The following is a 25,456-nucleotide window of genomic DNA, read 5'->3' on the forward strand; positions in this document are numbered from 1 at the left end:
AAACGCCTGGGGGATGGCTTATGCGCGACGCCGGCGCGGAGCTGTCTTGAGCGCCATTCTTCCAGTTTGGTTCAGACCGCTACAGTGCTCCTCGAAGCTGATGCCGGGATCCTTCAAGAACCGTTCCGGATAAGTATTCAGAGCTTGCACGAAACTTTGAATCTCGCGGCGAACCTGTGCGTTGCCGGACAGCGAGTCTCCCGCCCTGTCTTCACTCTTTCTGGACTTCATCTTCAACGCACCCTTGTTCAACGCGCCAATGCACGGAATCGAACTCCCGCACAGGGGACGACGGGCCTCGGACCATGTTGTCGATGGTAGAAACACCGGGAACACAGATTAGTTTCTGGGGGAAACTTGAAGTTACCTGGAACCGCCATGCCGGTAAATGGCACCTTCAGGCTACCGTTTTAAAAAGAAGACAGATCAGGACTGTGCGAACGCAGCACGCGCCCCGCGCCCAGAGATCGAAGTGGGAATCAATTCGGCGGAGACTCGATTGCGCACGAGATGATCGGCAACAAGCCTGCGCGCTTTCGCCAGGGACGCGCGCGGATCAAGAAAGATCAAAACCGAAGGGCCTGCGCCGCTCAGCACTGCTCCGAGAATTCCGTCCTTTCCTCTTAACTCCAGCAGGCAGGGCAGCAAAGGACACAGAGCAGCGCGGTAAGGTTGATGGATACGGTCTTCAAGAGCAGAAGCGAGCAGATCGGGACGCCCTTGCGTGAAGGCCGCAAGCAGGAGCATGGAATTCTGCACATTTGTGACGGCATCGGCTCGCGAGTATTGTGCGGGCAGAACGCGGCGCGCCTCTTCGGTCGACAGCGCCTGCTCCGGCACCGCCAGCAGCAGTGGCCACTTCCCTTTCGGGCGGATGCACGCGACCTGCGCTTCGGCTTCTCCCGACATACGAGCGACCGTGAGGCCACCCATCCAGCACGCCGAGGCATTGTCTGGATGGTGCTCCCGACGCGACGCTTCGCCGACAATCTGCGCGTCAGTCCAGCGTAGGCGGCCGAAGTGTACCGCCATCGCAATGCCTGCCAACCGGGCCGCCGCCGAGGAACCGCAGCCCTTGCCGATCGGAATGTCATTCTCAATTCGCACAGACAGCGGCGGAATGGTCTTTCCCGCACCCCTCAGTACTTCGCGGGAGGTATTCAGAATGAGATGTTCCTGAAGTTGTCCGCAAATTTCGCGATCCCGGCCATCGGCGACGACAGAAAATTCGTCCGCGGGGCGCGCGTCGATCTTGATGTAAAAGTCCATCGCGAGCGCAGCGGCGTCGAATGCCGGCCCAAGATTGGCGGACGTAGCCGGCAGCACAAGGCGGAGACGATCCCTCTTCAAACTAATTTTTCTGCCAGGCATGTTCAGGTTCAATGTGTTAAAAGCACTGGCGCCCTACTTGTAGCGCCGGCGTCTCGCCGGCTGTCGCGGGGGCGTCCCGCCCGCGCAGTCGGGCGCCATCATAAATTTCAAGATTTTTCAGCCTGCTCCAGCGCACGCATCACCGCGTCCAGCGTGGCATCCAAAACGACAGGCGGACGACGAAGTTCGCTCATCGCAGAATTAGCGCTTTCGCCGGAACTTCCCTTGAACAACTCCCCGCGATGAAATTCAATCGTGTAATCGGGATCCTTCAAGAGATTCCCCGTCAGAATAAGCACCACAGTTTCGTCCTTCTTCACAAACCCCTGCTTGATCAAATTCTTCAATCCGGCGAGCGTGACTGCCGACGCCGGTTCGCACCCAATCCCTTCGGCGCCGATTTCTGCCTTGGCCTGTGCAATCTCGATTTCACTTACCTCTTCGCAGGCACCGCCAGCGGCTTCGAGAGCGTGAACCGCCTTCTTCCATGATGCGGGATTTCCAATGCGAATGGCGGTGGCGCGGGTCTCGGCCTGCACGCCGACTAGTCGCTTTCCCGCAGCTTCGCGCATCGTCCGCACCAGCGCGTTGGCGCCCTCGGCTTGAATAATGGACAACTTCGGCAAGCGAGGAATCAATCCCAAGTCGCGCATCTCTACAAGCGCCTTGCCGATTGCTGAGCTATTCCCCAGGTTACCGCCGGGTACGATGATGTGTTCGGGCACTTGCCACCCGAGCTGTTCGAGCAATTCGAGGGCAAGTGTCTTCTGCCCCTCCAGACGAAAAGGATTGATTGAATTCAACTGGTAGACGGGCGCGCGCAGCACGAGTTCCTGCAACAGGCGCAGGCAGCCGTCGAAATCCGTGCGCAACTGGCAAGTGACGGCTCCGTAATCGAGCGCCTGAGAGAGTTTGCTCCAGGATATTTTTCCTTCCGGCACCAGAACCAGACTGCGCATTCCTCCCCGAGCAGCGTAAGCGGCCAAGGATGCCGACGTGTTGCCGGTGGACGCGCAGGCCACCCAGCGAAATCCCGCCATCCGCGCGAAGGTAGCGGCAACCGTCATCCCCGTGTCCTTAAAAGAGCCGGTAGGATTCAGTCCCTGATGCTTCGCCAACAGGCGCGGTACGCCTGTGATACGGGAGCACCGTGGAAGTTCGTACAGGGGCGTATTGCCCTCGCGCAGTGTGATCGCTTGCTCGTCGCTCTCCAGTGCGGGCAGCAGTTCGCGAAAGCGCCACACGCCGCTCTGATCGATCGTAGCCTGCGAGGGTCGGCGCTGGCGCCATATAGCTTTAAGATTATCCGCCGCCAACCCTGCATCTTTCCACTCTGGATACGTGATTTCCAGCAGATCGCCGCATTGAGCACAACGGAAATTCTGTGCAGCCTTATCACTCAACTTGCCGCAGGCGATGCATCGGAAGCGAAAAGCCGACTGCCGCACGCCCGGAGCAGAAGTGGAAGGTACAGGCATGGGCCGGACTTATTTCGGCTCCCGCAGATACTGGTCCGTCTTGTTGATCCAATCCGCACGCGGCGGATTGAACACATCGAGGTCGACCGTGTCTTCCATCGCCTCGGCCTTGTGCGGCATGTGGGCTGGAATGCAGAGCACCTCGCCGGCATGCACCACGATCTCTTTACCGTCGATCCAGAACTTAAGTGCGCCGTCGAGGATGTAGGTGAGTTGCTCGTTGTGGTGGCTGTGCTCGGGCACGATGCATCCTTTCTTCAATAGAACGCGCGCCACCATAATTTCCTGCCCCACCACAAATTGCCGTTGCAGCAGCGGGTTCAGCTCTTCGAGTGGAATGGTGTGCCACGGGATGTATTGCAGTTCCGCGGTAACGGCTCCATGCTTGGCGAAAACGCGCTCGGCGCGGGTGCGATTTTTCGTCTTCGACGCTGCTTTGGATTTCGTCGTCGTTGATTTTAACTTGGATTTCGATTGCGATTTCAATTTGGATTTCGATTTCTTGGCCATGCGAATTGTACCCACTGACTCGATTTACCCCGTCACTTTTCCGAATAAACCGCTCCCGGCGCGGTAACAGTTCTCTGCCATACCGTCGAAACCTTCACGATGCGCTCAACTGCTTCGTGCAGCACCGCCATCGACGAAGCGAAGGAAAAACGGATGAACTCTTTGCCCGCCGCTCCAAAAGCCGCGCCGGGAATGGCTGCGACGCCGGCTTCTTCCAGTAGAATCCGGCACAGATCTTCCGCGCTCATGCCAGTACCCGCGATCTCGACCCAGGCATAGAAAGCGCCCTCTGGAGCCAGGCAGCGAAACCCCGGCACACGATTCAACTCGCGCACAAACTGTTGGCGGCGCCGCGTGAACTCGCCCACCATGTGCTCGGTGTTGCCCTCACGGTCGCGCAGCGCGTCAATCGCGGCATATTGCGTAAACTCGGCCACGCAAGTATACGTGTTCACCGCCAACATCAACAACGCAGGCACCACCTCGGCCGGCGCCACCGTATAGCCCAAACGCCAACCCGTCATCGCAAAGCTCTTGGAGAACCCGTCAATGATCAGAGTGCGCTCGAGCATGCCCGGATAGCGCAGCATCGAGAGGTATTCGCCGTCGTAAATAATGCGCGCATAAATTTCATCGGACAGCACCCACAGGTCATGCTTGACCGCGAGTTCGGCCAAGCCCCTTTGCACTGCATCGGTATACACCGTGCCCGTCGGATTGCCCGGCGAATTCGTGATCAGCATGCGCGTACGCGGCGTGATTTTCGATGCGACTTCCGCCAGGTCTGGCTGAAAACGATTGCGCGGGGATAGCGAAAATGGCACCGAAACCGCGCCCAGCCCCAGCGCGATCGAGGAATATCCAGGAAATCCGGGATCGGGATAAAGCACTTCGTCCCCCGGCTCAAGCAGCGCCATCATGGCGAAGAAGAGCGCGATCTTGCATCCCGGCGCGATCACGATCTTTTCCTGCGACACTGAAATGTTGCGCGTGCGCCCAAGGTACTGAGCAATTTCCTCGCGCAGCGCGGCGATACCAGCCACGGCGCAATAGCGGTCTTTGCCCTCCGCCAGCGCCTTCGCCGCCGACTCAATCACCGACTTGCCCGGATGAAAATCGGGCTCGCCTAATTCGAGATGGATAATGGAACGGCCCTGGGCCTCGAGTTCTTTGGCACGCGCGAATACTGAGAGCGCGCCCTCTCCACTCATAACCGACATTCTTGAAGCAATGGATCGCATCGATTTCCGTTCTGTATTCTGAGCGTCGCCGTGAAAGCGACGGTCTTCAAAGTCCTTTATACGCTCCGCCGTCGACCAAAACAGTCTGGCCCGTAACATAGGACGCGCGCTCTGAGGCCAGCCATACCACCGTCGCAGCGAATTCGCGGGGATCGCCCACACGCTTTAATGCAGCATCGGCAGCCCATGCGTCCATAATTTCCTTCTCGCTTTTTCCTGACGCGGACGACCGCGCCTTCGCCAATTCTTTCAGACGATCGGTCGCGGTAAAGCCAGGTGCAACATTGTTGACCAGAATTCCGTCCTTACCAAATTCGTTGGCCAGGCTCTTCACCAATCCCACCACCGCCGCGCGGACCGCATTCGAAAGCACCAGGTCGGCCACCGGCTGTTTGGTCGTGATTGACGTGATTGTGATGATGCGTCCCCATTGCCGGCGTTGCATATGAGGAATGACTTCGCGCGCAAAGTAAATCGTGCTCAGAAAATTCAACTCGATGGCACGCTGCCAATCCTCGCGCGTTGTGGCGAGAAATCCCTTGGCTGGAGGCCCTCCAGCGTTCGTGACGCAGATGTCGAGGCTGCCGAATTGCTGTACCACTTCTTCGACGAACTGCTTGACCGCCGTGGGATCGGCTACATCGAACGTCTCCGCAAACACAGTCGCGTTGCGCTGCTTGCGAATCTTTTCCGCAGCCGCGTGCAGCGTCTTCTGGGTGCGCGCGCACATGGCAATCCGGCAACCTTCAGCCGCAAAAGCCTCGGCCGTGGCCAGTCCGAGTCCCTGACTGGACGCCGCCACCAGCGCCACGCGATCTTTCAGACCGAGATCCATGCGCCGAGAATTATAAATGGTGATTGGACGCGGCTCTTTTGATCACGCGATGTCGAGGGCCGAGTTCCGCTCATGTGCAGGGCCAGGCACAACTCATGTGGGGACGGCCGCCTTCGGCCGTCCAAGCCTGAGCGAAGCTCGGCGCCAGATGCATATACGCTCGTTTGCGCCGGAATTCCTTTACTCACTCTTACACTTGCCCGCTCCGACCCGCCCCATTACTCTGAAAGTATGAGGTTCCCATGAAACCGCCCAAGCGTCGTCCTGAAACCGCCGCCGTGCATGGCGCAGCGGATCTGGAAAAGAAAAACGGTCCGGTCGCCACACCCATCTATCAGACGTCTACGTTCGAGGTCGCCGACAACGACGAGCAGCAGCGCGTTACCGCAACCGACCGCTACTACACCCGCTGGGGCAATCCCACGAACACGGTGGCCGAGCAGTCCCTGGCGGCCATCGAAGGCGTGGAGGCCGCGCGCACCTTCGCCTCCGGCATGGGTGCCATCACCACCACGATTCTTGCTTTGCTGAAGGCGGGAGATCACATCGTCGCGCAGCGTGACATCTATGGCGGCGTAACGAAGTTCTTCTCGCAGTGGCTGCCGCGCTTGGGCATTGAGACCACATTCGTCGACACCAACGATTTCGAACAGCACGCGCGCGCGATTCGGCCGAACACGCGCATGCTCTATTTGGAATCTCCGACCAATCCTTCCCTGCGCGTCGTCGACGTGAAGAAAGCAGCCGCTCTCGCGAAACAACATAATCTAGTCAGCATGATCGACAGCACCTTCGGTACGCCCATCAACCAGCACCCGGCGGAATATGGCATCGACCTCGTGATGCATTCCGGCACGAAATATCTGAGCGGCCACGCCGACCTGACCTGCGGCGTGGTGGCGGGCAGCCGAGAGTTGATGGAAACAATTCACGAGACGCGCACGACGCTCGGCAACTGCATGGACCCGCACGCCTCTTGGATGCTGATCCGCGGGCTCAAGACGCTGGCCGTGCGCGTGGCCCGGCAGAATGAGAACGCTTTGCGCGTGGCAGAGTTCCTGGGTCAACATGAAAAAGTCCGGCGCGTGCATTATCCATTTCTGAAGAGCCATCCCCAGTACGCCACGGCGCGCGAACAGATGAGCGGTGGCGGCGGCATGGTCACCTTCGAAGTGGAAGGCACTGCCGAAGACGCGCGCCGCGTCAGCGAGTCGATGCACCTGTTCACCCTGGCCACCAGCCTCGGCAGCGTTGAGTCGCTGGTATCGATCCCAGTGCTGACCTCGCACGCCATGATCTCCGCCGAGCAGCGGGAAAAGATGGGCGTCACCCAGCAGATGGTGCGCCTGTCGGTGGGAATCGAAAACGCAGACGATCTGATCGCCGACCTGGAGCAGGCACTGGAAGCGCTGGGAGCGCGACAAACGGTCGGCGTGGAATAAGGATCTAATTACTCATGTGGCGACGGTGTTCATGTGGCGACGGCCGCCTCGGCCCTCCCGCAAAGGCGAAGCCGTGCGGCCCTCGAATCAAACCCACGTTCGTAAACGAAATTAGCAATAAAAGCCCGACCCTTTCGAGGGTCGGGGCCTGCCTGAAATATCTCGCGCTTTAGAAAATAAACTTCAAACTGAACTGCAGGATGCGCGCCAGGTGCGCGCTGCTGATCTCGCCGAAACCTCCTGAACCCAGGCAGCTTCCGCCGGCAGAGTTGTTGGGTCCAGTTCCGCATGTCATGGCTTGAGTAACGCCACCAGACGTCGCTGCAGTGGAGAGTGCAAACTGGGTATGGTTGAACACGTTGAAAGCTTCCGCCCGGAATTCAAGCGCTGTGCTTTCTTTGATTGCAAAGTGCTTAAAGATACCCATGTCAAAATTCAGGCGGGAAGGGTTGCGAATATCATTTCGACCGGCATCTCCGAAGGTGAGTCCCGTGGGCAGAGCGAATGCACCCGGGTTGATGGCGTACTTGGAATAGCTCGGCGAGGAATTGCCCGCTGGAATGCCTGAGTTTGGATTGCCGATCAGATCCGGGAACGATCCGGTACCAGCAGCGTTGGCGACACCGGCATTGTCGCCGTACGTCGTCCCATTCGTAACCGTTAAGGGCGTCCCGGTCGAAAAAGACTCTATTCCAGACCACTCCCAGCCGCCAAGCAGCGAATGGGAGAGGCCGGATTTCTTGAAGAGCGGCACATCATAGACCCAGCCCGCATTCAAGATATGGCGCTCGTCGAAGTTCGAACTGGCCCGGGTGAAGTTAGGGTTATACGAATTGACAAACGTGAGGTCATAACGATCCGAGGAGTCGTCGATAGAGTGACTGTAAGTGTAAGCCGCAGTCAGGTTCAAAGATCCAACGCTCTTCCGAGCTGAAGCCTGGAAAGCGTGATAGGTGGAATTCGCCCCATTCTCAAGGCGAGTAATGGTATGCACACCCGAGTAGGGACGATAATAGTCGGGGGTGTTGCCGCAGGCCACGGCGAGGTTAGTGGCCCATCCGCCAGTCTGGCTCGTGGTGTAGGTTGTGCCTGCGCCAGGAGTCGCCGTAACAACTGCCGTCGTCGGGTCGATGTAAATACCCGGCGATGCAGGGTCATTAGTGGTAGTACAGTCGGCCGCCGTGATTGGCTGGCCAGCGTGATACGGGTTTAGTGATGCCGCAACCGGATACAACTGATTCAGGTCGCGCTGCAAGCCGAGATGGGTCCCCTTGCTGCCTACATAAGATAGAGTAACCACACTGTGACCGGCGAATTCGCGCTGCACATCGAGGTGCCACTGCTGCATATATGGCCAGATCGCTTTGTTGGGAATTGAGTAGAAGCTCAAGGGAGGTATGGGAGCCAGGCCTCCGGTCGAGGCTCCAATGTTGTTGTAACCCGAAATGTTGCTCTGGGTCGCGCTCTGCAACAACGGTGAAGTCTGGCCTTCCATTCCTTCCGTGTCGGCTTCGTTGCCGTTGGCGTGTTCATAGAAGATGCCATAGCCGCCGCGGATGGCCGTCTTGCCGTCGCCGAACAAATCATAAGCAAAGCCGATGCGCGGCGCAGGGTTGAAGAGGTGACCCTGCAAACAGCCCGCATTGGAGTTCCCGCCGACTACCGCGCCAGCGATTCCGTCAAAGGTGTACGTTCCACCGGGGCCACCGCACTGCACCAGACCGAGCAGTGGGTTGCCGCCTGTAATCGTATCCGGCGTGCACGTTGTCGAACCTGGTGGACAGAGGGTCGGAGCATTAGCGATGCCGGCTTGGTAAACCGCAGGATCCCAGTTGTAAGCGTGGTGGTAGCGGTCTCGGTAGGTTCCAAACAGGCTCAGCCGCAATCCCAGGTTCAACGTAAGCCGACTCGTTGCGTGCCAGTCATCCTGGAAATACGGTTCAACGATTTTGTACCGATTGTAGAACTTCAACTGGTTACTGCCTTGCACGAAGCTGGAAATGTTGCCCATCAAGAGATCAGCAAAGGGGTTTCCAGTTCCCAGGGGTTGGCCACTGGGCAGCGTGACGCTCGCGGAAGCCTTATCAAAGGTAAGGGAGCCATTCACTTGCACGCTGCTGAGTTCGTTCTTCTGGGCGGCGACGAAGTAAGCACCAAACGTCAGGTTGTGCCGTCCGATGATTTTTGTGATGTTGTCGCGGTAGGTGTATGTGGGATTGGCGTTGTAGGGTCCCTCCGGCCAGATTCCCTCCGGATCCTGGCCAAACCCACCTCCATACACGTTCACGCCCGCGCCGACATTAATAGCCGGCAGCTTTCCTCCAGCGCCGTTGTTGTAGATATAACCCATCGAGAAGCCGGATGGAAGCGCGTAGTAGCCCTGCGACTTGAAAGAAATGTGGTCGGTGGTATAGCTGGCCACAAACTCGTTCAATAGGGTTGGAGAAAGGTTACTGGTCAAGCGCGCCACAAGGCTGATTCCCGGGCCGGTGAAGAAGGTTTGCGAAGTCGGGAAGCTCGCAGTGTCCCAAATCGATCCAGGTTCGAGCGTGGTCCACGAATCGTGGATATAGCGAAAAGTAACGCGATTCTTGTCGTTAATGTTATGGTCGATACGAAACAGTTCTTCGCGCCAGTTCGTCGGCAGAGTAGTATTCGTGTTGTATTGGGAAGCTCCCGGAGTGTTAATGGTACCCACCGGAATCAGTGGGAGAAGGGCTTGCGCGGTTGCAGTGACAGGCACTTGGTTACCCGGAAATGGCAGCCCAGTGGCCGGGTTAATGGGACAGTCCGCCATTGGATTCCCAGTAGTTGGATCTATAGTCGGGTTAGGGCAAACATCCGAGAAATCACCGGTGCGCTCCGCACTGTACGGAACGGGGGTATTAAACGTCGCAGGTAGCCGATCCTTCCGCCACTCTTCCGACCAGAAGAAGAATGTCTTTTCTTTGTTCTGGTTGTAGACTTTCGGTATGTACACCGGTCCACCGATCGTGAAACCGAAATCGTTCTTCTTGTAGGGCGGTGCGGCGCCGGTACCGCCAGCCAACGTGCTGTTGAAATAGTTGTTCGCGTTGAAGAAATCGTTGCGGACGAACTCGTAGGCATCGCCATGGAACGCCCTCGTCCCGCCCTTGGTTTCCACTTCGACCGTCCCGGAGCCGTTGCGGCCATATTGGGCGCCGTAGTTGGAAGTCAGCACCTTGAATTCAGCAATGGCGTCGACGCTGGGATAAACGTTCAACGTGCCATTGCTGCCATTGTCCATGTTGTCGCCGCCGTCAAGCTCCCAGTTGTTGTATTCGGTGCGCCCCCCATTCATAGAAAAGGCCACGCTGCCGTTGATCCCCACCTGGGGCTCATCCATACCCGTCTGATTACTTACGCCCGGAACGAGCGAAACCAGTGTCGTAAAGTTTCGGCCGTTCAGTTCGAGTTGCGTGATTTCTTTTCCCGTGACTGTACCAGCAAGTTCGGACGATTGCGTCTCCACCTGGGCCACATTGCTGCCTTCTACGACAACCTCCGTCGAGGCCGCGCCAACTTCGAGAGCAACATCCACGCGGGCCTTCTGGGCCACGTCCAGCTTCACTCGCTTGGCTTCGAACTTCTTGAAGCCCGTCGCGGTCACGATGATGTCGTAAGTCCCTTCAGGGAGGGCCGACTCGTTATAGTCCCCTGTGGAGTTGGTCGCCATCTGGCGGGTGATGCCGCGTTCGGGACTGGTGACTACAACCGTCGCCCCGGCAACCGCGGCTCCCGAGGGATCCTTCACCGTACCCGTGATTGATCCGGTTTGAGCCAACGCGGCTCCGCAAAATGTCACGACCGACAGGGCGATCCCCAACAGCACTCGATGAGATTTCATCATCACGCTCTCCCATTGGCGCGGGCGTTGCCCGGCGCGTTCACTTGAGCTTCTCCGCGTTTCGTTCCGAGCCTCGCGGCTCGGTCTTCAATTTTTGGCGTCGGACACAACTACCCGGTGGATTGAGACCCAGGGCAGGTGTATTAAAACGTATGAATAGTGCGTTTGTGAAGCCTCGACTGTCAAGAAAAAAGCGAGTGGAGCCCACGATTGTGGAGCCCCGGATGCCCTCGTCTCTGGCTTCGCGGGAACGCGCGCAATCGTGGCTGAAGCGCAACGAAAGCAGATTTCCGGCGGCTGCGCTCACCGAAAACGTTTACGCACGCAGCGAAACGCACTGCGCGTCGGAGGTGGCCTCACCCTCGGTTTACAGCACGCTGCGCGTCGACTCCCGCGCCACCAATTCTGGCGCCACCTTCCGATGCGTCGCATTAGTCTCCCGCTTTTCCAGTACTCCATTGATGCCATCGACCACAATCCCCACGGCCGAGGCTCCCATCGCTTCCATGGGCTGGCGGACGGTAGTGAGCGACGGCGTGTAAATCGCCGAAGTGGCTACATCGTCGAAGCCGATCACCGAGCACTGCTCGGGCACGCGTATCCCCGCCCGGTTCAAAGCCCGGATCGCCCCGAACGCGCTCATATCATCGAACGCCAGCAGCGCCGTGAAAGGAAAAGCCCGCTTCTGCCGGATCAGATCTTCCGTCAACTTGTAGCCCGATTCAAAGCTCGACATGGGATCGCGCGATTCTGGCAGCTCCACGATCAGGCGAGGATCGAGTTCCAGGCCGCATTCTTTGGCAAATTTGCCGATGCCCCGCCACCGCGGAGAGCTGTCGGTCAAAGCCTTCGGTCCCCGAATGAACGCGATCTTGCGATGGCCGAGAGAATGTAAATGCTCGATGGCCATGTAGCCGCCGACTTCGTTGTCGACGATGACCGAACTGATCGAATCGGTCTTCAATTCGCAGCCAATCATCGCCGTCGGGATGCTGCTCTTCTCCAGATCGCCCAGCAGATTAATATCGAGAAACAGCCAGTTTGCCAGTACGATCAGGGCCTCCACGCGGCGGTCGAGCAGCATCTCCAGATAGCGCTCAAAGCGGCTGCGCTCGTTGTGCACGTCGGTGAGAATCGGCAGATACGACGACTGATACAGAGTATTTTCAATGCCGCGCAGCACCAGCGTGCAATAGGGGTCGGTCATGTCGAAGACCATCACGCCCACGGTGTGGCTGCGCTTGCTGCGCAGGGAACGGGCAAACTGATTGGGACGATACCCAAGCTTCTGGGCGGCCTTCTCGATGCGCTTCTTCGTCGCTGGAGGGATGTATCGCGCCAATGGCGCATTGTTCAGGACGATCGACACGGTGGTCGACGAAAACCCGCTCTCCTTCGCTACGTCGCGAATCGTCACCATTCACAGCCTTTTCGCCGGAACCGCCAACCACCAGCTCCGAAGAGACTTTCGATTTCAGAAAATTCCAGGGTCGAGAACAAAGGTTCGAGAATTAAGGTTCGAGAATTAAGGTCCGAACAATCGGATTCGAAAAAATCCGCCGCTTCCGTTCGCGTCGCCGCTTGTATTAAACGCGTACACTGGCGGACACTACAGCAGAGAGTGATAGCAGTGTCAAGCGCAGGAATGGCAATCCGAGCTTTGTTTTTGTTGTGTGCGGCAATGGCGCTGGCCTTTCCGCCCCGCCAATCTTCTTCGGCGCCGCCCTCCGTCCCCCCGTCTCGGCCCGCCGGAAACGCGCGCGGCAGCACTTCGCCAACCACCGCTACGGAGTCCACCCTCGACCCCGCGAAGCTCTTTCAGTTCGGGCAGGACGCCCTCACTCACGGACGATTGGACGAAGCCGAACGCGATTTCCGGGCCGTGCTCCAGATCGATCCGCAATCCGGCGGAGCCTATGCCAATCTTGGCGTCGTCCACATGCGCCGCAAACAATGGACGCGCGCTTTGCAGATGCTGCGCAAGGCCGAGCACCTGATGCCGCAGGTGTCAGGCATTCGCCTCAACATCGGCCTTGCCTATTTCCGTCAAAACGAATTCCTCGAAGCCATCCCTTCCTTTGAGTCCGTGGTTCGCGATCAGCCGGACGCGCTCCAGCCGCGTTATCTGCTGGGACTGTGTTATTTTTTTGCGGAGCGCTGGTCTGACGCTGCCTCCACGCTCGAACCCCTGTGGCCGCAGGAATTCGAGAAAATGCCTTATCTCTACGTGCTGTCGAACGCCGCCCATCGCGCCGGCCAGAAGGATCTGGACGACCGCGCCACGGCGCAACTCGTCAAGCTCGGCGCCGGCTCGCCGGAATATCGCCTCTTCGTCGGCAAGTACTATCTGAACGTAGGGCAGTACGATTCGGCTCTGGGAGAATTCCAGGCAGCAGCCGCGGCGAATCCCACGCTTCTCTTCGTGCACTTCAACCTCGGACTCGCCTACCTGAAGAAGCAGGACTATCCACGGGCGCGCGATGAGTTCGTCAAAGACGCCGCCATCGAGCCCGACCTCGCTCTCGACTACGAGGAACTCGGCGAGGTCTACTGGCTGCTGCAAGACGACGAGAATGCCGCCAGGAGCTACCGCGCCGCGCTACGCCGCGATCCCCGGCTGGTGAATTCGCACCTCGGGTTGGCGCGCCTCGCTGAGCGTAACCAGAAGTACGCCGCCGCTTTGACCGAGATCGACGCCGCTGCCAAAATCGATCCTGCCCGCACCGATGTTCACTACATCCGGGGTCGAGTGCTGCTGCACTTGGGACGCAAAGAGGAAGCCAAAAAAGAATTGGCTTTGGCCGCCAGTAAAAGCAGCGAATCCCCTAGCGAACCCCAGAAGCAGGCGGGAACGGTACCTTCTCCGGAGCTATTGCAAGAGCCGCAGTGATAAAATCGCGTTAGAAGCAACGCTGGGCCTCGTCTCCGCAACACACGACTGCAAGCGTCATTCCGCCAGGAGGTACCAATCATGAATCGCACCCTGAAGATCATTGCCATTGTCCTCGGCGTACTGATTATTATCGCCATCGCAATTCCCTTCCTCATCGACGCCAACACCTTCCGCCCGACCCTCGAGTCAGACCTTACGAATGCAATGGGACGGCAAGTCAAGGTAGGAAATCTGTCCCTGTCGCTCTTTACCGGCAGCGTCGCTGCCGACGACATTTCTATCGCGGACGACCCGGCCTTCAGCAAATCTCCTTTCGTGCAGGCGAAATCGCTCAAGGTCGGCGTAGAACTGATGCCGCTAATCTTCTCCAAAACGCTGAACGTGACCGAACTTACTCTGAAACAGCCCGAGATCAGCCTGGTGAAATCGGAGGACGGCTCCAAATGGAATTTCTCCAGTCTGGGAGGAAACAATGCTTCCGCGCCGAAACCGGCGCCAGCAACTTCGTCTCAATCTTCGCCCCAAGCCGGGGCCAATCCCAATCTGTCGGTGGCCAAGCTGAACGTCGATAATGGTCGCCTCACCGTGACCCGAGCAGGATCGAGCGCCCCCGCCCGCATCTACGACAAAGTTACTATTCAGGTAACTAACTTCTCATTTACCTCTTCGTTCCCCTTCAAACTGTCGGCCGAACTTCCCGACAATGGCAGCCTGAAACTCGAGGGCAAAGCCGGACCGATCGACTCCAACAATGCCGCGATGACTCCCCTCGACGCCAAGGTTACGGTGCGAAAGATGAACCTGGCCGCATCGGGATTTATCGATCCCGCAGCGGGCATCTCCGGCGTCGCGGATTTCGACGGTACCATCTCCTCCGACGGCCACACTGCCAAGACCGAGGGCAAGCTGACGGCCAGCAATTTGCAGGTAGTCAAGAAGGGATCGCCTGCCGGCAAGCCCGTCGAGGTCTCCTACACCGTGAACCACGACCTCGCCAAAGAGACCGGCACCATACCGCAGTGTGACGTTGCTATGGGCAAGGCGGTGGCGCACGTCAACGGCACCTACGACGCGCACGGCCAGGTGACTTCGATCGAGATGAAATTGAACGGACCGAATATGCCCGTCGACGATCTCGAGGCCATGCTCCCGGCTCTCGGCGTCATATTACCTCCTAAGGCAACACTCAAAGGAGGCACACTCAACACCAACATGACGATCAACGGTCCCGTTGACAAGTTGGTTATCCTCGGCACGGTGAAAATGCAAAATACCACGCTGGCCAACTTCGACCTGGGCTCGAAGCTGTCCTCCGTTTCCCAGTTGAGCGGCAAGAGCACAGGCAACGACACCACCATCCAAAACTTCAGCAGCGACGTCCGCATGGCTCCCGACGGCACCAAGGCCGATAACATCAATCTCACCGTGCCTGCCCTCGGAGTGGTCACGGGCGCGGGCACCGTGAGTCCGTCCAATGAACTCGCCTTCAAGATGAACGCCGCGGTCGCGGGACTGGGCGTTCCCTTCATGGTCACTGGCACCACCTCCGACCCCAAATTCGCCCCCGACATGAAAGGCATGGCCAGCGGCCTGTTGAAAGGTCTGGGGGGCAAAGGCAATCAGAATCCTGTGAACGGTCTCAGTGGACTGTTCAAGAAGAAACCGCAGTAGGATTGTGGACGGGCGGCGCTTACAGGTTGCCGTGAGCGCCGCCCTCTGCTCTGGCACCAGGTCGAGCCGTACGCCCGCCGGTCTTAAACTTGTCCTGAAAGGTTACCTTCGGAATCCTTCTTTCGTGAAATCTTTGGCATTTTTCGCTGCGACCGGGAAGAATCGATTTTTCCCCCAATCGCCCTGCAATCCGGGCAGAACTGCAATCCGGGCAGAACCTGGATTGCTATCTCCCCTTGATTGACAAGGGCTGTTGACCACTCCATACTCGCGGCTAAGCTGCATAAAGTTGCAACCTTGCTGACTCAGGGACCCAAGGCTCGAGATTTTGAGTTGGATCTCCCTCAGAGCGAGTCTATTTTCGCAAAGCGGTGTTCGCTGTTTCAGGGTTTCATCCTCAGGAGGATCTTCGTGTCTAAGCCACTAGCCGCAACCAAGTTCACGCGCACTGGGTTTACGAGAAATGGGTTTACGAGAAATAGGTTTACGAAAACTGGATTCATGCGCGCTCTCTGCATCGTTGCCTTAGCCGCAATGGCGGTCGTCGCACTAGGCGTCGGCATGCACCCGTACCGCGCAACCGCAGCCGTCAAGCCGATCTCCGTGGCCAAGCCGCCTGCATCCGCACCAGGCACCGGTCAGAACAGCCGCGTCCGCGCCACCCTCGCCGCCCTTCCCCTGGCCTTCGAAGCCAACCAGGGACAGACGGATCCCCAAGTCAAATACATGGCCCGGGGCAACGGCTACACCGTATTCCTCACGGGCAATGACACAGTGTTCGCGCTGCATTCTTCGTCACCGACAATAGCCTCGCGCGTCGCCGACAAATACGCGTTCGGCAGAACGCCACGAAAGAAAGCAACAACGGAAAAATCCGCCGCGATTCGCATGCACCTGGTCGGCGGCAACACACACTCCAAAATCGCCGCTGGCCGCGAACTTCCCGGCCGCACCAACTACTACATCGGCAACGATTCCAGCCAGTGGCAGACCGGTGTGAAGCAGTACGCGGCCGTATCCTACCGTGACGTTTACCCCGGCGTCGACATGGCCTTCCACGGCCAGCAACGCCAGTTGGAATTCGATTTCATCGTGGCCCCGAACGCTAGCGCTGCGCCCATTAATCTTGCCTTCAGCGGAGCACGCAAGTTAGTCACCGACGCCTCCGGCAACCTTGTCCTCGCCTCCTCCGCCGGCAATGTTGTGCTGCGCAAGCCGATCGCCTATCAGGAAAAAAATGGCCAGCGTGAACTCGTAAATGTTGATTTCCAGATGAATGGAAACAATGTCGGCCTCGCTCTCGGCTCCTACGATCACAGCCGGGAACTGATAATCGACCCGTCGCTCAGCTACGCCACCTATCTCGGTGGCACCGCTGAGGACGACGCTTACGGCATCGCCATCGACGGCAGCGGAAACGCCTACGTGACCGGTCAAACCGAGTCCACTAACTTCCCGACAGCCGGCGGCGTGGCTCCTAACACAAACTCCGGCAGCTTCGACGCATTCGTAACGAAGATCTCGGCGGACGGCTCCTCTCTCGTCTACTCGACTTACGTTGGGGGAACCGGCGCAGACAGCGGCAATGCGATCGCCGTAGACGCGTCGGGCGACGCCTTCGTCGCCGGCGGCACCGGCTCCACAGACTTCCCGCATACCGGCGGCTTTCAGACTACTTTGGGAGGCGCGCTCGACGCGTTTGTGTTCGAACTGAATCCCGGCGGAACAGCCCTGACCTATAGCACGTATCTCGGAGGCTCCGGCGATGACTACGCTTCCGGAATTGCGCTCGACAGTAGCGGGAATGCATACATTGTCGGCACCACACTCTCGACTGATTTCCCGGTGGATAATCCAATTCAAGCCACGATCAACGGGGCTTCCAACGGCTTCGTTACCAAGATAAATACTTCCGGGAACGCGAAAGTGTATTCCACGTACCTTGGCGGAGGCACTGGCGATTTCGCGGCCGCAGTTGCAGTAGACTCCTCTGGCAACGCGTACGTCACCGGCGCAACTCAAAATTCAACTTTCCCCACAACGACCGGGGCGTTCCAGACCACCTGCGGTACCGCCGCGAATTGCAACGGCGGTCTGGATGACGCCTTCGTGACTGTCATCAATGCAGCCGGCAGTGGATTCGTCTATTCGACTTTCCTTGGGGGTTCGGGAGTAGACGAGGGACTGTCAATTGCTGTGGACTCCGCGGACGACGCCTATGTGACCGGACTGACGCGGTCAAGCACAACCTTCCCGTTGAAATCGGCACTGCAGGCCACCTTCGGCAGCGGTGCTACCCAAAACGCCTTCGTCACTGAAATAAATCCATCCGGAAACGCCCTGGTGTACTCGACCTTCCTTGGCGGGAACGTGTCGGATGCCGGTGCGGGCATTGCTCTTGACGGAAATAAAAACGCATACGTCACAGGCCAAACCAGCTCGTCCAATTTCCCGACTGTCAGCGCTACCCAGGCGACTCTTGGCGGCGGGAGCGACGCGTTTGTGAGTGAGATCGCGGCGTCAGGCACTCAGCTCGTTTTCTCCACGTACCTCGGTGGAGCACTCGATGAAAACACCAACCTAGGCAGCATCGTCAGCGTGGCAGGCTCCATCGCAGTTGATAGCGCCGGCGCCAACATCTACGTTGCTGGCAATACCGCTTCGACAAATTTCCCAACTCAAGTGCCCGAACAAGCCGCTAACGGCGGCGGGACCGACGCCTTCGTGGCAAAGTACGCGACGGGAGCCGCGGGCCCCAGTTTCACCGTGACGGATGGCGCGTTGTCGCCAACATCGGGGAGCGCCGGGGCTTCATTCACCGCAACTATTACGGTGGGCTCGGTCAACGGTTTCAATTCAGCTGTTGCACTGACCTGCACCGGAGCCCCGGTCGTTTCCAAGGGGCCGACCTGCGCCTTCAGCAACCCTGGCGCTTCAGTTACTCCGCCGGCCAACGGCACCGTGACCTCCACGTTAACTGTTTCCACAACCGCGGCGGCGGCGATGCTTGGCGGCCCTTCCAATAGACCGTCCTCTGGCGTGATGTATGCCCTGTTTCTCCCCGTGTTCGGAATCGCGCTGCTAGGCGTCGGAATCGGATCCGGTGGCTCTCGCCGCAGAAAATTGTTCAGCTTCCTCATGCTCGGCCTGGTACTCGCGGGGCTATTGGCGATGCCCGCCTGCAGTAGCGGGAGCAGCAACGGTGGCGGCGCCACCTCCGGTACGCCCGCTGGCACATATACCTTCACCGTCACAGGTACGTCTGGGGGCGTTGCCGTGACCGGATCGCCGGCGTTGACCCTCACCATCAACTAGCCTCGAGCCAAACTCCGACGGCCGCTTTCCAACGGGAAGGCGGCCGTTGTCTTTGTGGCTGAACTCTTGATGGCGTAACTCTGCCCAGCCTCGCCGCCGCGTGGTGGTAGTATGGATGATTCCTGAGCTTGACCCGGGTTTATCATACATCCCCGAATCGCATAGCCCGAGGGAAATGTCTGCGGTAAAATGGGGCGCGGATTCCTGCTTCATCGGGCCAGATGCAAATCAGCAGCCCGCACAAGGCGACAGTTCGCCGGCAGGCCGGGCAGCCTTTGGGCTATGGCGGGAATCGAAGCAAGAGGATCGAAGCTGCTGTACAGTAATCTCTGAACCAAAACTCTGCTCATGTTGAAATCCGAGTCGTCGCGGTCGTGGCTGCCGTCCAATTCGTCGATATCCAACCGAATTCTCCGGATGATGCAGCCCGCCGGAATTGCCGCAATGTGCCTGCTGGCGACTTTACTGGCGTTGCCATTGAGCGCATCAGCCCAGAACGTCACCCTACAGGCCATCCCGTTCAATCCCCTCGCTGTCGCCCCGGGAGGCACGTCGGCCTCGACCATCACAGTCGGAGCCATCAACGGCTTCAGCGGCACCGTCGATCTCGCCTGCGCGGTGACGTCGACGGCGACGACAATCGTCGATCCTCCGGTCTGCACGGTCAGTCCGTCGACCGTGACGCCCAATGCCAGTGCCTCGGCCACCATCACCACCGTCGGTGACACCAGCACCGTCGGTTACAGCATCACCATTACCGCAACGCCGTCCTCGGGCGCCGCGCCCACGCCGATCACACTCAGCCTGACCGTGCTGGCAGTTACGCCCACGTTCACCGTCACCGTGGAGAAAGCGGTATCGCCCAGCAGCGTGACCGCGGGTAACGGAGGCGTCGGCGCCGTCACCATCAATCCCATCAACGGATACACCAGTACGGGGGGCATAACGCTCTCATGCGCATCGATCACTCCGCTGGTGACGATCCCGCCGGTGTGTTCGTTCAATCCGGCGATCGTTGGGGTCAATGGAGAGTTCTCGTCGACCCTCACGATCACCACGTTCGGCCCGATCATTACAGGCGCGAACTCGCCGCCTGGCATTTCGCCGCGAAGCTTTTACGCCCTGTGGATGCCCTTGCCTATGCTGGCCTTCGTAGGGCTGGGCGCTGCGCTGGGCGGAACTCGATCGAAAAGCGGCAACAAAAAAGTCTGTGCTCTGCTGGGTCTTTTCCTGATCGGCGCCGCACTTTTCCTGATGCCTGCCTGTGGCAATACTTCTCCTTCGACCACTACGCCAAACGGCGTGACTCCCAACAACACTTACACGTTTACGCTCATGGGCGTCGATAGCAATGGAGTGATCTCCAGCAACACCGGCTCGACGACCGGAGCGAATCCCACGGTTTCACTGACGGTAAGCGCGCCGACACCCTGAGTCATGGACGGCCTCCGATACCGCACGCCGCGAAAGTTTCTGCAAACTTTGCTGCCCGCGCTGTCCATGATGCCGTTACTGATCCCCGCTCTGTTTGTGCCCGGCATTTCGGCGTCTAGGCCGCCCGCAAAAAATAATCAGCCAAGACCTTCCGCAGTTCGCTGGGACGAGCAGAATCCCGGCTGCACTTTTTCCCATACCGACGACGGCCACTTTCATTACGGCCTCTGGTACGAAGATGTCGGCATCACCGTGACCATCGACTCGCAGGAACTCGAGAAAGTTCACCGCCGCCATGAGCCTTTTTTCGGCGCACTCCTCGACATTCGCTACCGGGGGAAGGGGTCGCTCGACCTCGATGTGGCGGCCATTTCTCTCGAATTCGTAAAACATTTCAAAGTGGTTCAGACGGCTCTCGATCCCGACAATTTCACAGCGAAAGTGCAGAATGATGCCGACGCGCTGGATCATGAAACCGCACGCGAAGTGGAAAGGCATCCGGAAAAGAAAGAGGCGAAGGAAGCCTACGTACGCGCCTTCCTGAAAGATTCCGCCGAACTTCAGGAGTTTGTCGGCAAGAACAGCCTGCGCCCCACAAGCCTGGGGCCCGGCAATCCGGAGGTCGGCGGATGGGTGCTGTTCAGCACCAGCAGCAAGTGGATCAGTGGATGGAAGAAACAGGAAGAGTTCATCCTGCGCCTGCCGCTGGCAGGAAAAGTCTTCGAGTTCCCCTTCAAACTTCCACCTCAGCCGGGAGAAGTTCTGCTGCGGAAACGGGAATGACTCGGCTTCCTGAATCTTGCGTTCCGGAAGCCGAGAGCCGAAGCCAATCTTACGAAGCCGCTTGCCGCCCCTGCCGCTCGATTTCAGCCGCGTGATGCATGAGCACGTCGCGCAGCGATACTAATCCCTTCAACTCTTCGCCGTCGACGATCGGCAGATGGCGAAATCCGAACTCCCGCATGATGAACAGGCATTCCTCAATGGTCTCATCGGCGGGAACCGAGCGCGGATTGGCGGTCATGACTTCCGAAACCGCGGTGGTGCCCGGCGTGCGGCCCACGGCCACCACGCGGTTCATGATGTCGCGCTCCGACAGGATGCCCGTCAATCCACCGTTGCGCAGCACCGCCACGGCGCCGATATTGTGCTCCATCATGAAGCGCGCCGCCTCCGACACAGTGCGATTGGCTTCCACGGAATAAACTTTGCGGTCTTTTACGAGCTCGCGGAGAGTCGTCATACAGCGCTCCTTCAGTGCGAACCGGAACGAATTTGCCGGCAGCCACGGCCAGCCCCAGCGGTGGGCAATACTCTATCACAGGCGAAGGGCGCCAGCGGGTGCCCCATTTCTCGCGCGTACGTGCGCCAGAAATGGGGGCTTTTTCGCTGTCGGGGAAGCAGACCGATCTAGAATCGGAATTGCGGACCGAGGGAGACTCTCAGATTATTGTGAGCGCCGTTATTGAAGTAGATATCGTCGCCCACTTCGGCGCGCACCCCAAACGGTCCCGCAAACGCCTCAAGTCCACCGCCGGGGTAAACGGCGAAAAACGTCGAGCCATTGGTTAACCCAACGGTGTTGACAAAGCCTGTGGGGGCATTCTGATTGTTGACGCTGAAGTTGTCGAAGCCGACCTTGCCGGTCAGGAAAACACGAAACGGCCCCGATCCCGTCTGAAATTTCGGCCCGAAAAATCCGTGCAACGTGCGAAAGCTGGTATTCACGAATTGCGTCGTGACCCCGTTCGTGAACGTGCTGGTGTAGTTGCGTTTGAAGTCGTACGCCATCTCCGCTTCTATTTGCACGCTGCTGTTTACCGCAAAAGCGCCGCGCCCGCCCACGCCCACAAAGTTCTGGTTCTGCGAGGCATCGTTAATACGAAAATAATCCACAAACGCACCGACCTCGACATGGTCGGAGTGATCTTGTGCCATCAGCATGGGCACGCTCAGAAATAATGACGTCAATAAAAGACCGAAACTACGTTTCATGTTGCACTCCTGATTGGTTTCAAAGGTTTGCGCGATCTCCCACTGCGCGAGCAATGTCGAGCGGAGACGCATTGGCAGGCATCGATATGGATGCGAAAGCGGGTGGGCAGGGTTGGAAGCAATACGCTGAAACAGGCCGATTGGCGCGGTTTTTGTACGGTACCGCTCAAAAACATAACGGCGCGGACCGGCTACGCCAGCGCTTTGGCTTCCGTGCGCGCCTCTTTGAGAATGTCGGCGGGAACTTCTTTCAACGTCGCTCCAAACTCGAACATCGGCGTTTCCGTGCCCCGTCCCCAGCGCGCGACCTCCCAGTGAGCCCGGACGAACCTTACCTCCGGATGCGCGGTCAGATCGAGCAGCAGCGGAGATTCTCCGCAATAAAATTTCTGCGGGAACGCAGCGATCGACATCGCGCCCCAAGCCGCGCCATCGGCCGAACCGAAAATGCTCAGGTCGAGCGACTCCTGTTCGATGATCTTCGTAATCGCAAGCGTGACCAGAAAAACTCGACTCGCGGCAGAACTCACATCGACGGTGGGGCCGTCGCCCTTGGCGCTCACTACCGTATGCGCAGCAACCAGCACGGCATCAATCGTTGTCATAGCGAGAGGATTCTAACAAATCCTGATTCTAATCCGCGGGATGCGGCCCGCTGAAATCGTTGCAGCAAGGCTTCTGCACATTCTTGAATTCCATTAATTCGACCCGCGACAGGTCGGGATCGAACACGTCCAACTGCCACTTGCCGTCCTTGCCGATCTCGGCCTGCTCATCGCGGTGCGCCTTCCAGCCGTTCGACTCCATGATGGCTTGGGCCTTCTTCATGTCGGCCACTCCGAGCGAAATGTGATTCATCTCTCCAGTTTGTTCCAAGTCCATGTGCTCGGGCTGGTTCAGCATGTATTCCAGCCAGTCGGTACCGTCGGGAACCTGCATGGCGACCCAGTCGTCGGAAGTGTCCGGCTTATCGTGTCCGTGCCAGTACAGGCGGAAACCGAGAATGTCGCGGTAGAAACGATCTTCAGCGTCGGGGTGGTAGACAACGAAGCCGGCATGGATCATGTGGTGCGAAGCCGCCGAGGACCCGGCAGACGCGGATTCGCCCTTGCCCTCTTGTTTGGTTCGTTCCACGAACTCGATGCGATGTCCCTCCGGATCGTTCACCACGAAGAAGAGGCTGCGATCGTTTCGCACCTGAATCTCTGGAACTCTCACTCCCTGTGCCGTCAGATACCGGCGCAGCGCAACGATGTTGTCGGTGGAGAAGGCAACATGATCCATCCGGTCGGTCGCCTTGGGATCGGGCGCCGGACTGTAGCCCACCCACTGCGTGCCGACTAAGTAGCGCACCGATTCACCGCTTTCGATAGGATCGGCGGAGGCCAAGCCGAGTACGCCAGCGAAGAGCTTTTTCACGCCATTGGGATTCGTCGTGTAGAACGAGACGTGATCGATGCCAAGAATGCGCGGGCGTTGTGGCGCAGCTTGAGCAAAAGCACAGATCGGCACCAGAGCGGAGACCAGCAGAAGCGTAAGTTTATTCATGGCGCCCTCGATTCTAGAACAAGCGGCCCACAGAGGCTAAAGGCTAAAGCCAGTTTCCCGTAAGTCGTTGAGTCTTCGTGCAAGTGATTGAAAAAACGTAGAACGGCCCTGGGACGCTCGCAGACGAGCGATAAGGCGAAGGAGGGAGCTGACCCTGCCAGGCCGACGAATCGTCGACGCCAGGGCCGTTTCCGGCTCCGGAAATGGCCTTCTAGCGAAGGCTCGGCTGCGAATCCAGCGCATTCGATCCGCGCTGGCTTTCTGTACGTACAATTACGAATCTGTTTTTGTACGTATAAAATGCGTTTACACGCTATTCCGTTGGGTGCGTTCCCGTGAACTCCGAGCAGCACGGCTTCTGCACCGGCTTGAATTCCATCAGTTCCACCCGTACCTGGTCGGGGTCGTACAGGTTGAGCTGCCACTTGCCATCTCGGCCCAACTGAGCTTTCTCGTCTCCGTGAGGCTTCCAGTCGCGCGCTTCCAGAGTGGCCTGCGCTTTTTTGATGTCGGCAACGCCCAGCGAAACATGGTTCATCACTCCGGTGAGTTGCCGGTTGGGGTGCGCGGGCTGATTCACCATGTACTCGATCCAATCGGTGCCGTCGGGAACCTGGAGCGACATCCACTCAATCACATCGTCTTTCATGCCGCCGTGCCAATAAGGACGGAAGCCGAGAATGTCGCGATAGAAATGGTCTTCAGCCTCACGGTGATAGACCAGAAAGCCCGCGTGAATGATGTGGCGCGACACGGCAGAGCCGATTTGCAACGTGGCCTCAGCCTGAGCGCGCTCCACAAATTCGACCCTGTGGCCTTCAGGATCGCTGATCACGAAAAACAGACTGTGGTCGCTGCGTCCCTGAATCTCCGGAACCGTGATTCCCTGCGCGATCAGATACGTTCGCAGCGCCGCGATATTATTGGTCCGCCAAGCCACGTGGTCCATGCGGTCGGGGGATCTCAAGTCGAGCGCCGGGCTAAATCCCACCCACTGCTTTCCAACCATATATCGCAGTACGCCGCCAGGCTCGATCGGCTCCGCCGAGGCCAGACCGAGCTGATCGCCGTAGAGCTTCTTCACGCCCTCGGGATTCGTGGTGTAGAAGGCGACGTGATCGATGCCGAGAATGCGCGGCCGCTGGGCAGGAGTCTGACCAAAGGCGCCGAACTGAAACACGGAGTTGGCAAGAATTACAATGGCAAAATTCAGTCCTAGCTTTCTCAACCCTAGCTTTGTTAACCCTAGTTTTTTCAACCCCAGTTTTTTCATGGCGTCACCGATTCTAGTCCAAGTCTGAAAGTTCAAGGAGTTCAAGATCAACTTTCTCCACCTCGATTTTTCGAGTGTTTCAGTTTTGCAGTCTCATTCCGCAGCACGGCGGTCGTGTCGGTGAAGAATCTTGCGATTGCAACTAATTCGGGCCCACTGTAACGCCTTGTCACTTCCGCCATCGCCTGGCCGAGTGAGTGAAACACAGGTACAATCCTCTCCTTCAGTCCTTTCACCGGGAGCGGTTGGACGATCACGCTGCGCCGGTCGGTGGGATGAGCCTGACGGCGAACATAGCCGGCCCGCTCCAGTCGATCGACGATGCCGGTGATCGCTCCCGTGGTGAATCCCGACAACTCGGCCAAGCGGGTGGCGGTCGAGGCGCCGTGCCGCTCCAGCAGCCCGAGGCACTTCCATTCCGCCGCGTTCATTCCCAGATGGGCGGCCACGGCTTCGTGAAAAAACACGACCGCATCGCTGAGTTCGCGGCCCATTAAATCCTGCGAGGGTGCGGAACGAACTGGAATCGGCGACGATTTTTTCCTTGCCATATCTCTTACATGTAAGATACTTTGTTCTAAG

The 25,456-nt window shown here is 58.4% G+C and carries 20 protein-coding genes; 6 read left to right on the forward strand and 14 right to left on the reverse strand.

Annotated elements, in window-relative coordinates:
* Window positions 1-18 precede the first annotated feature (18 nt).
* The 6 genes from VGM18_07070 to VGM18_07095 form a co-directional block, all read right to left on the reverse strand.
* A complete protein-coding gene (locus tag VGM18_07070; GenBank protein HEY3972747.1) occupies window positions 19-231 on the reverse strand; it encodes a hypothetical protein in 213 nt (70 codons plus the stop codon).
* 195 nt (window positions 232-426) lie between these two features.
* Window positions 427-1,326, reverse strand: coding sequence for a homoserine kinase (gene thrB, locus VGM18_07075; protein ID HEY3972748.1), 900 nt, complete (start codon window positions 1,324-1,326; stop codon window positions 427-429).
* Between the two features lie 152 nt (window positions 1,327-1,478).
* Window positions 1,479-2,849 carry a threonine synthase gene (gene thrC / locus VGM18_07080; protein ID HEY3972749.1) on the reverse strand — a complete coding sequence of 457 codons (1,371 nt, stop codon included), beginning with the start codon at window positions 2,847-2,849 and terminating at the stop codon, window positions 1,479-1,481.
* Window positions 2,850-2,858: 9 nt separating this feature from the next.
* Window positions 2,859-3,359, reverse strand: a complete 501-nt coding sequence (locus tag VGM18_07085; GenBank protein HEY3972750.1) for a cupin domain-containing protein — start codon at window positions 3,357-3,359, stop codon at window positions 2,859-2,861.
* A gap of 32 nt (window positions 3,360-3,391) precedes the next feature.
* On the reverse strand, window positions 3,392-4,579 hold the full coding sequence (locus VGM18_07090; protein HEY3972751.1) for a pyridoxal phosphate-dependent aminotransferase: 1,188 nt from the start codon (window positions 4,577-4,579) through the stop codon (window positions 3,392-3,394).
* Window positions 4,580-4,646: 67 nt separating this feature from the next.
* On the reverse strand, window positions 4,647-5,435 hold the full coding sequence (locus tag VGM18_07095) for an SDR family oxidoreductase (GenBank protein ID HEY3972752.1): 789 nt from the start codon (window positions 5,433-5,435) through the stop codon (window positions 4,647-4,649).
* A gap of 242 nt (window positions 5,436-5,677) precedes the next feature.
* Here VGM18_07095 and VGM18_07100 point away from each other — a divergent pair, with 242 nt between their 5' ends.
* Entirely contained in the window at window positions 5,678-6,877 is a 1,200-nt protein-coding gene (locus VGM18_07100; protein ID HEY3972753.1) for an aminotransferase class I/II-fold pyridoxal phosphate-dependent enzyme, read from the forward strand.
* A gap of 169 nt (window positions 6,878-7,046) precedes the next feature.
* Here the strand turns inward: VGM18_07100 and VGM18_07105 are convergent, their stop codons facing one another.
* Window positions 7,047-10,748: a carboxypeptidase regulatory-like domain-containing protein gene (locus VGM18_07105; protein ID HEY3972754.1), complete on the reverse strand. Its 3,702-nt coding sequence runs from the start codon at window positions 10,746-10,748 to the stop codon at window positions 7,047-7,049.
* Between the two features lie 364 nt (window positions 10,749-11,112).
* Window positions 11,113-12,165 carry a LacI family DNA-binding transcriptional regulator gene (locus VGM18_07110; GenBank protein ID HEY3972755.1) on the reverse strand — a complete coding sequence of 351 codons (1,053 nt, stop codon included), beginning with the start codon at window positions 12,163-12,165 and terminating at the stop codon, window positions 11,113-11,115.
* Between the two features lie 225 nt (window positions 12,166-12,390).
* On the opposite strand from VGM18_07110, the gene VGM18_07115 reads away from it, so the two are divergent.
* From VGM18_07115 to VGM18_07135, 5 genes are all read left to right on the forward strand, one after another.
* On the forward strand, window positions 12,391-13,635 hold the full coding sequence (locus tag VGM18_07115; GenBank protein ID HEY3972756.1) for a tetratricopeptide repeat protein: 1,245 nt from the start codon (window positions 12,391-12,393) through the stop codon (window positions 13,633-13,635).
* 81 nt (window positions 13,636-13,716) lie between these two features.
* Window positions 13,717-15,309, forward strand: coding sequence for an AsmA family protein (locus VGM18_07120; protein ID HEY3972757.1), 1,593 nt, complete (start codon window positions 13,717-13,719; stop codon window positions 15,307-15,309).
* Window positions 15,310-15,720: 411 nt separating this feature from the next.
* The gene (locus VGM18_07125; GenBank protein HEY3972758.1) at window positions 15,721-18,624 is read left to right on the forward strand and encodes an SBBP repeat-containing protein; all 2,904 of its coding nucleotides are present in this window, start codon (window positions 15,721-15,723) and stop codon (window positions 18,622-18,624) included.
* 417 nt (window positions 18,625-19,041) lie between these two features.
* On the forward strand, window positions 19,042-20,058 hold the full coding sequence (locus VGM18_07130; GenBank protein HEY3972759.1) for a hypothetical protein: 1,017 nt from the start codon (window positions 19,042-19,044) through the stop codon (window positions 20,056-20,058).
* Window positions 20,059-20,061: 3 nt separating this feature from the next.
* Window positions 20,062-20,841, forward strand: a complete 780-nt coding sequence (locus VGM18_07135) for a hypothetical protein (GenBank protein HEY3972760.1) — start codon at window positions 20,062-20,064, stop codon at window positions 20,839-20,841.
* A 49-nt stretch (window positions 20,842-20,890) separates the two neighbouring features.
* Here the strand turns inward: VGM18_07135 and VGM18_07140 are convergent, their stop codons facing one another.
* The 6 genes from VGM18_07140 to VGM18_07165 all read right to left on the reverse strand — a co-directional run bounded on the left by VGM18_07140 (window position 20,891) and on the right by VGM18_07165 (window position 25,425).
* Window positions 20,891-21,301: a CBS domain-containing protein gene (locus VGM18_07140; GenBank protein HEY3972761.1), complete on the reverse strand. Its 411-nt coding sequence runs from the start codon at window positions 21,299-21,301 to the stop codon at window positions 20,891-20,893.
* Between the two features lie 167 nt (window positions 21,302-21,468).
* Window positions 21,469-22,125, reverse strand: coding sequence for a hypothetical protein (locus VGM18_07145; protein HEY3972762.1), 657 nt, complete (start codon window positions 22,123-22,125; stop codon window positions 21,469-21,471).
* Between the two features lie 119 nt (window positions 22,126-22,244).
* Complete coding sequence (locus VGM18_07150) at window positions 22,245-22,658, reverse strand: hypothetical protein (GenBank protein HEY3972763.1); 414 nt, start codon at window positions 22,656-22,658, stop codon at window positions 22,245-22,247.
* 28 nt (window positions 22,659-22,686) lie between these two features.
* Window positions 22,687-23,601 (reverse strand): VOC family protein, encoded by a 915-nt coding sequence (locus tag VGM18_07155; protein ID HEY3972764.1) that lies wholly within the window; start codon window positions 23,599-23,601, stop codon window positions 22,687-22,689.
* Window positions 23,602-23,914: 313 nt separating this feature from the next.
* Window positions 23,915-24,874: a VOC family protein gene (locus tag VGM18_07160; GenBank protein HEY3972765.1), complete on the reverse strand. Its 960-nt coding sequence runs from the start codon at window positions 24,872-24,874 to the stop codon at window positions 23,915-23,917.
* Between the two features lie 47 nt (window positions 24,875-24,921).
* Complete coding sequence (locus tag VGM18_07165; GenBank protein HEY3972766.1) at window positions 24,922-25,425, reverse strand: MarR family transcriptional regulator; 504 nt, start codon at window positions 25,423-25,425, stop codon at window positions 24,922-24,924.
* Window positions 25,426-25,456 lie beyond the last annotated feature (31 nt).

This window comes from Candidatus Sulfotelmatobacter sp., from assembly GCA_036500765.1.
GTDB lineage: Bacteria > Acidobacteriota > Terriglobia > Terriglobales > Acidobacteriaceae > Sulfotelmatobacter.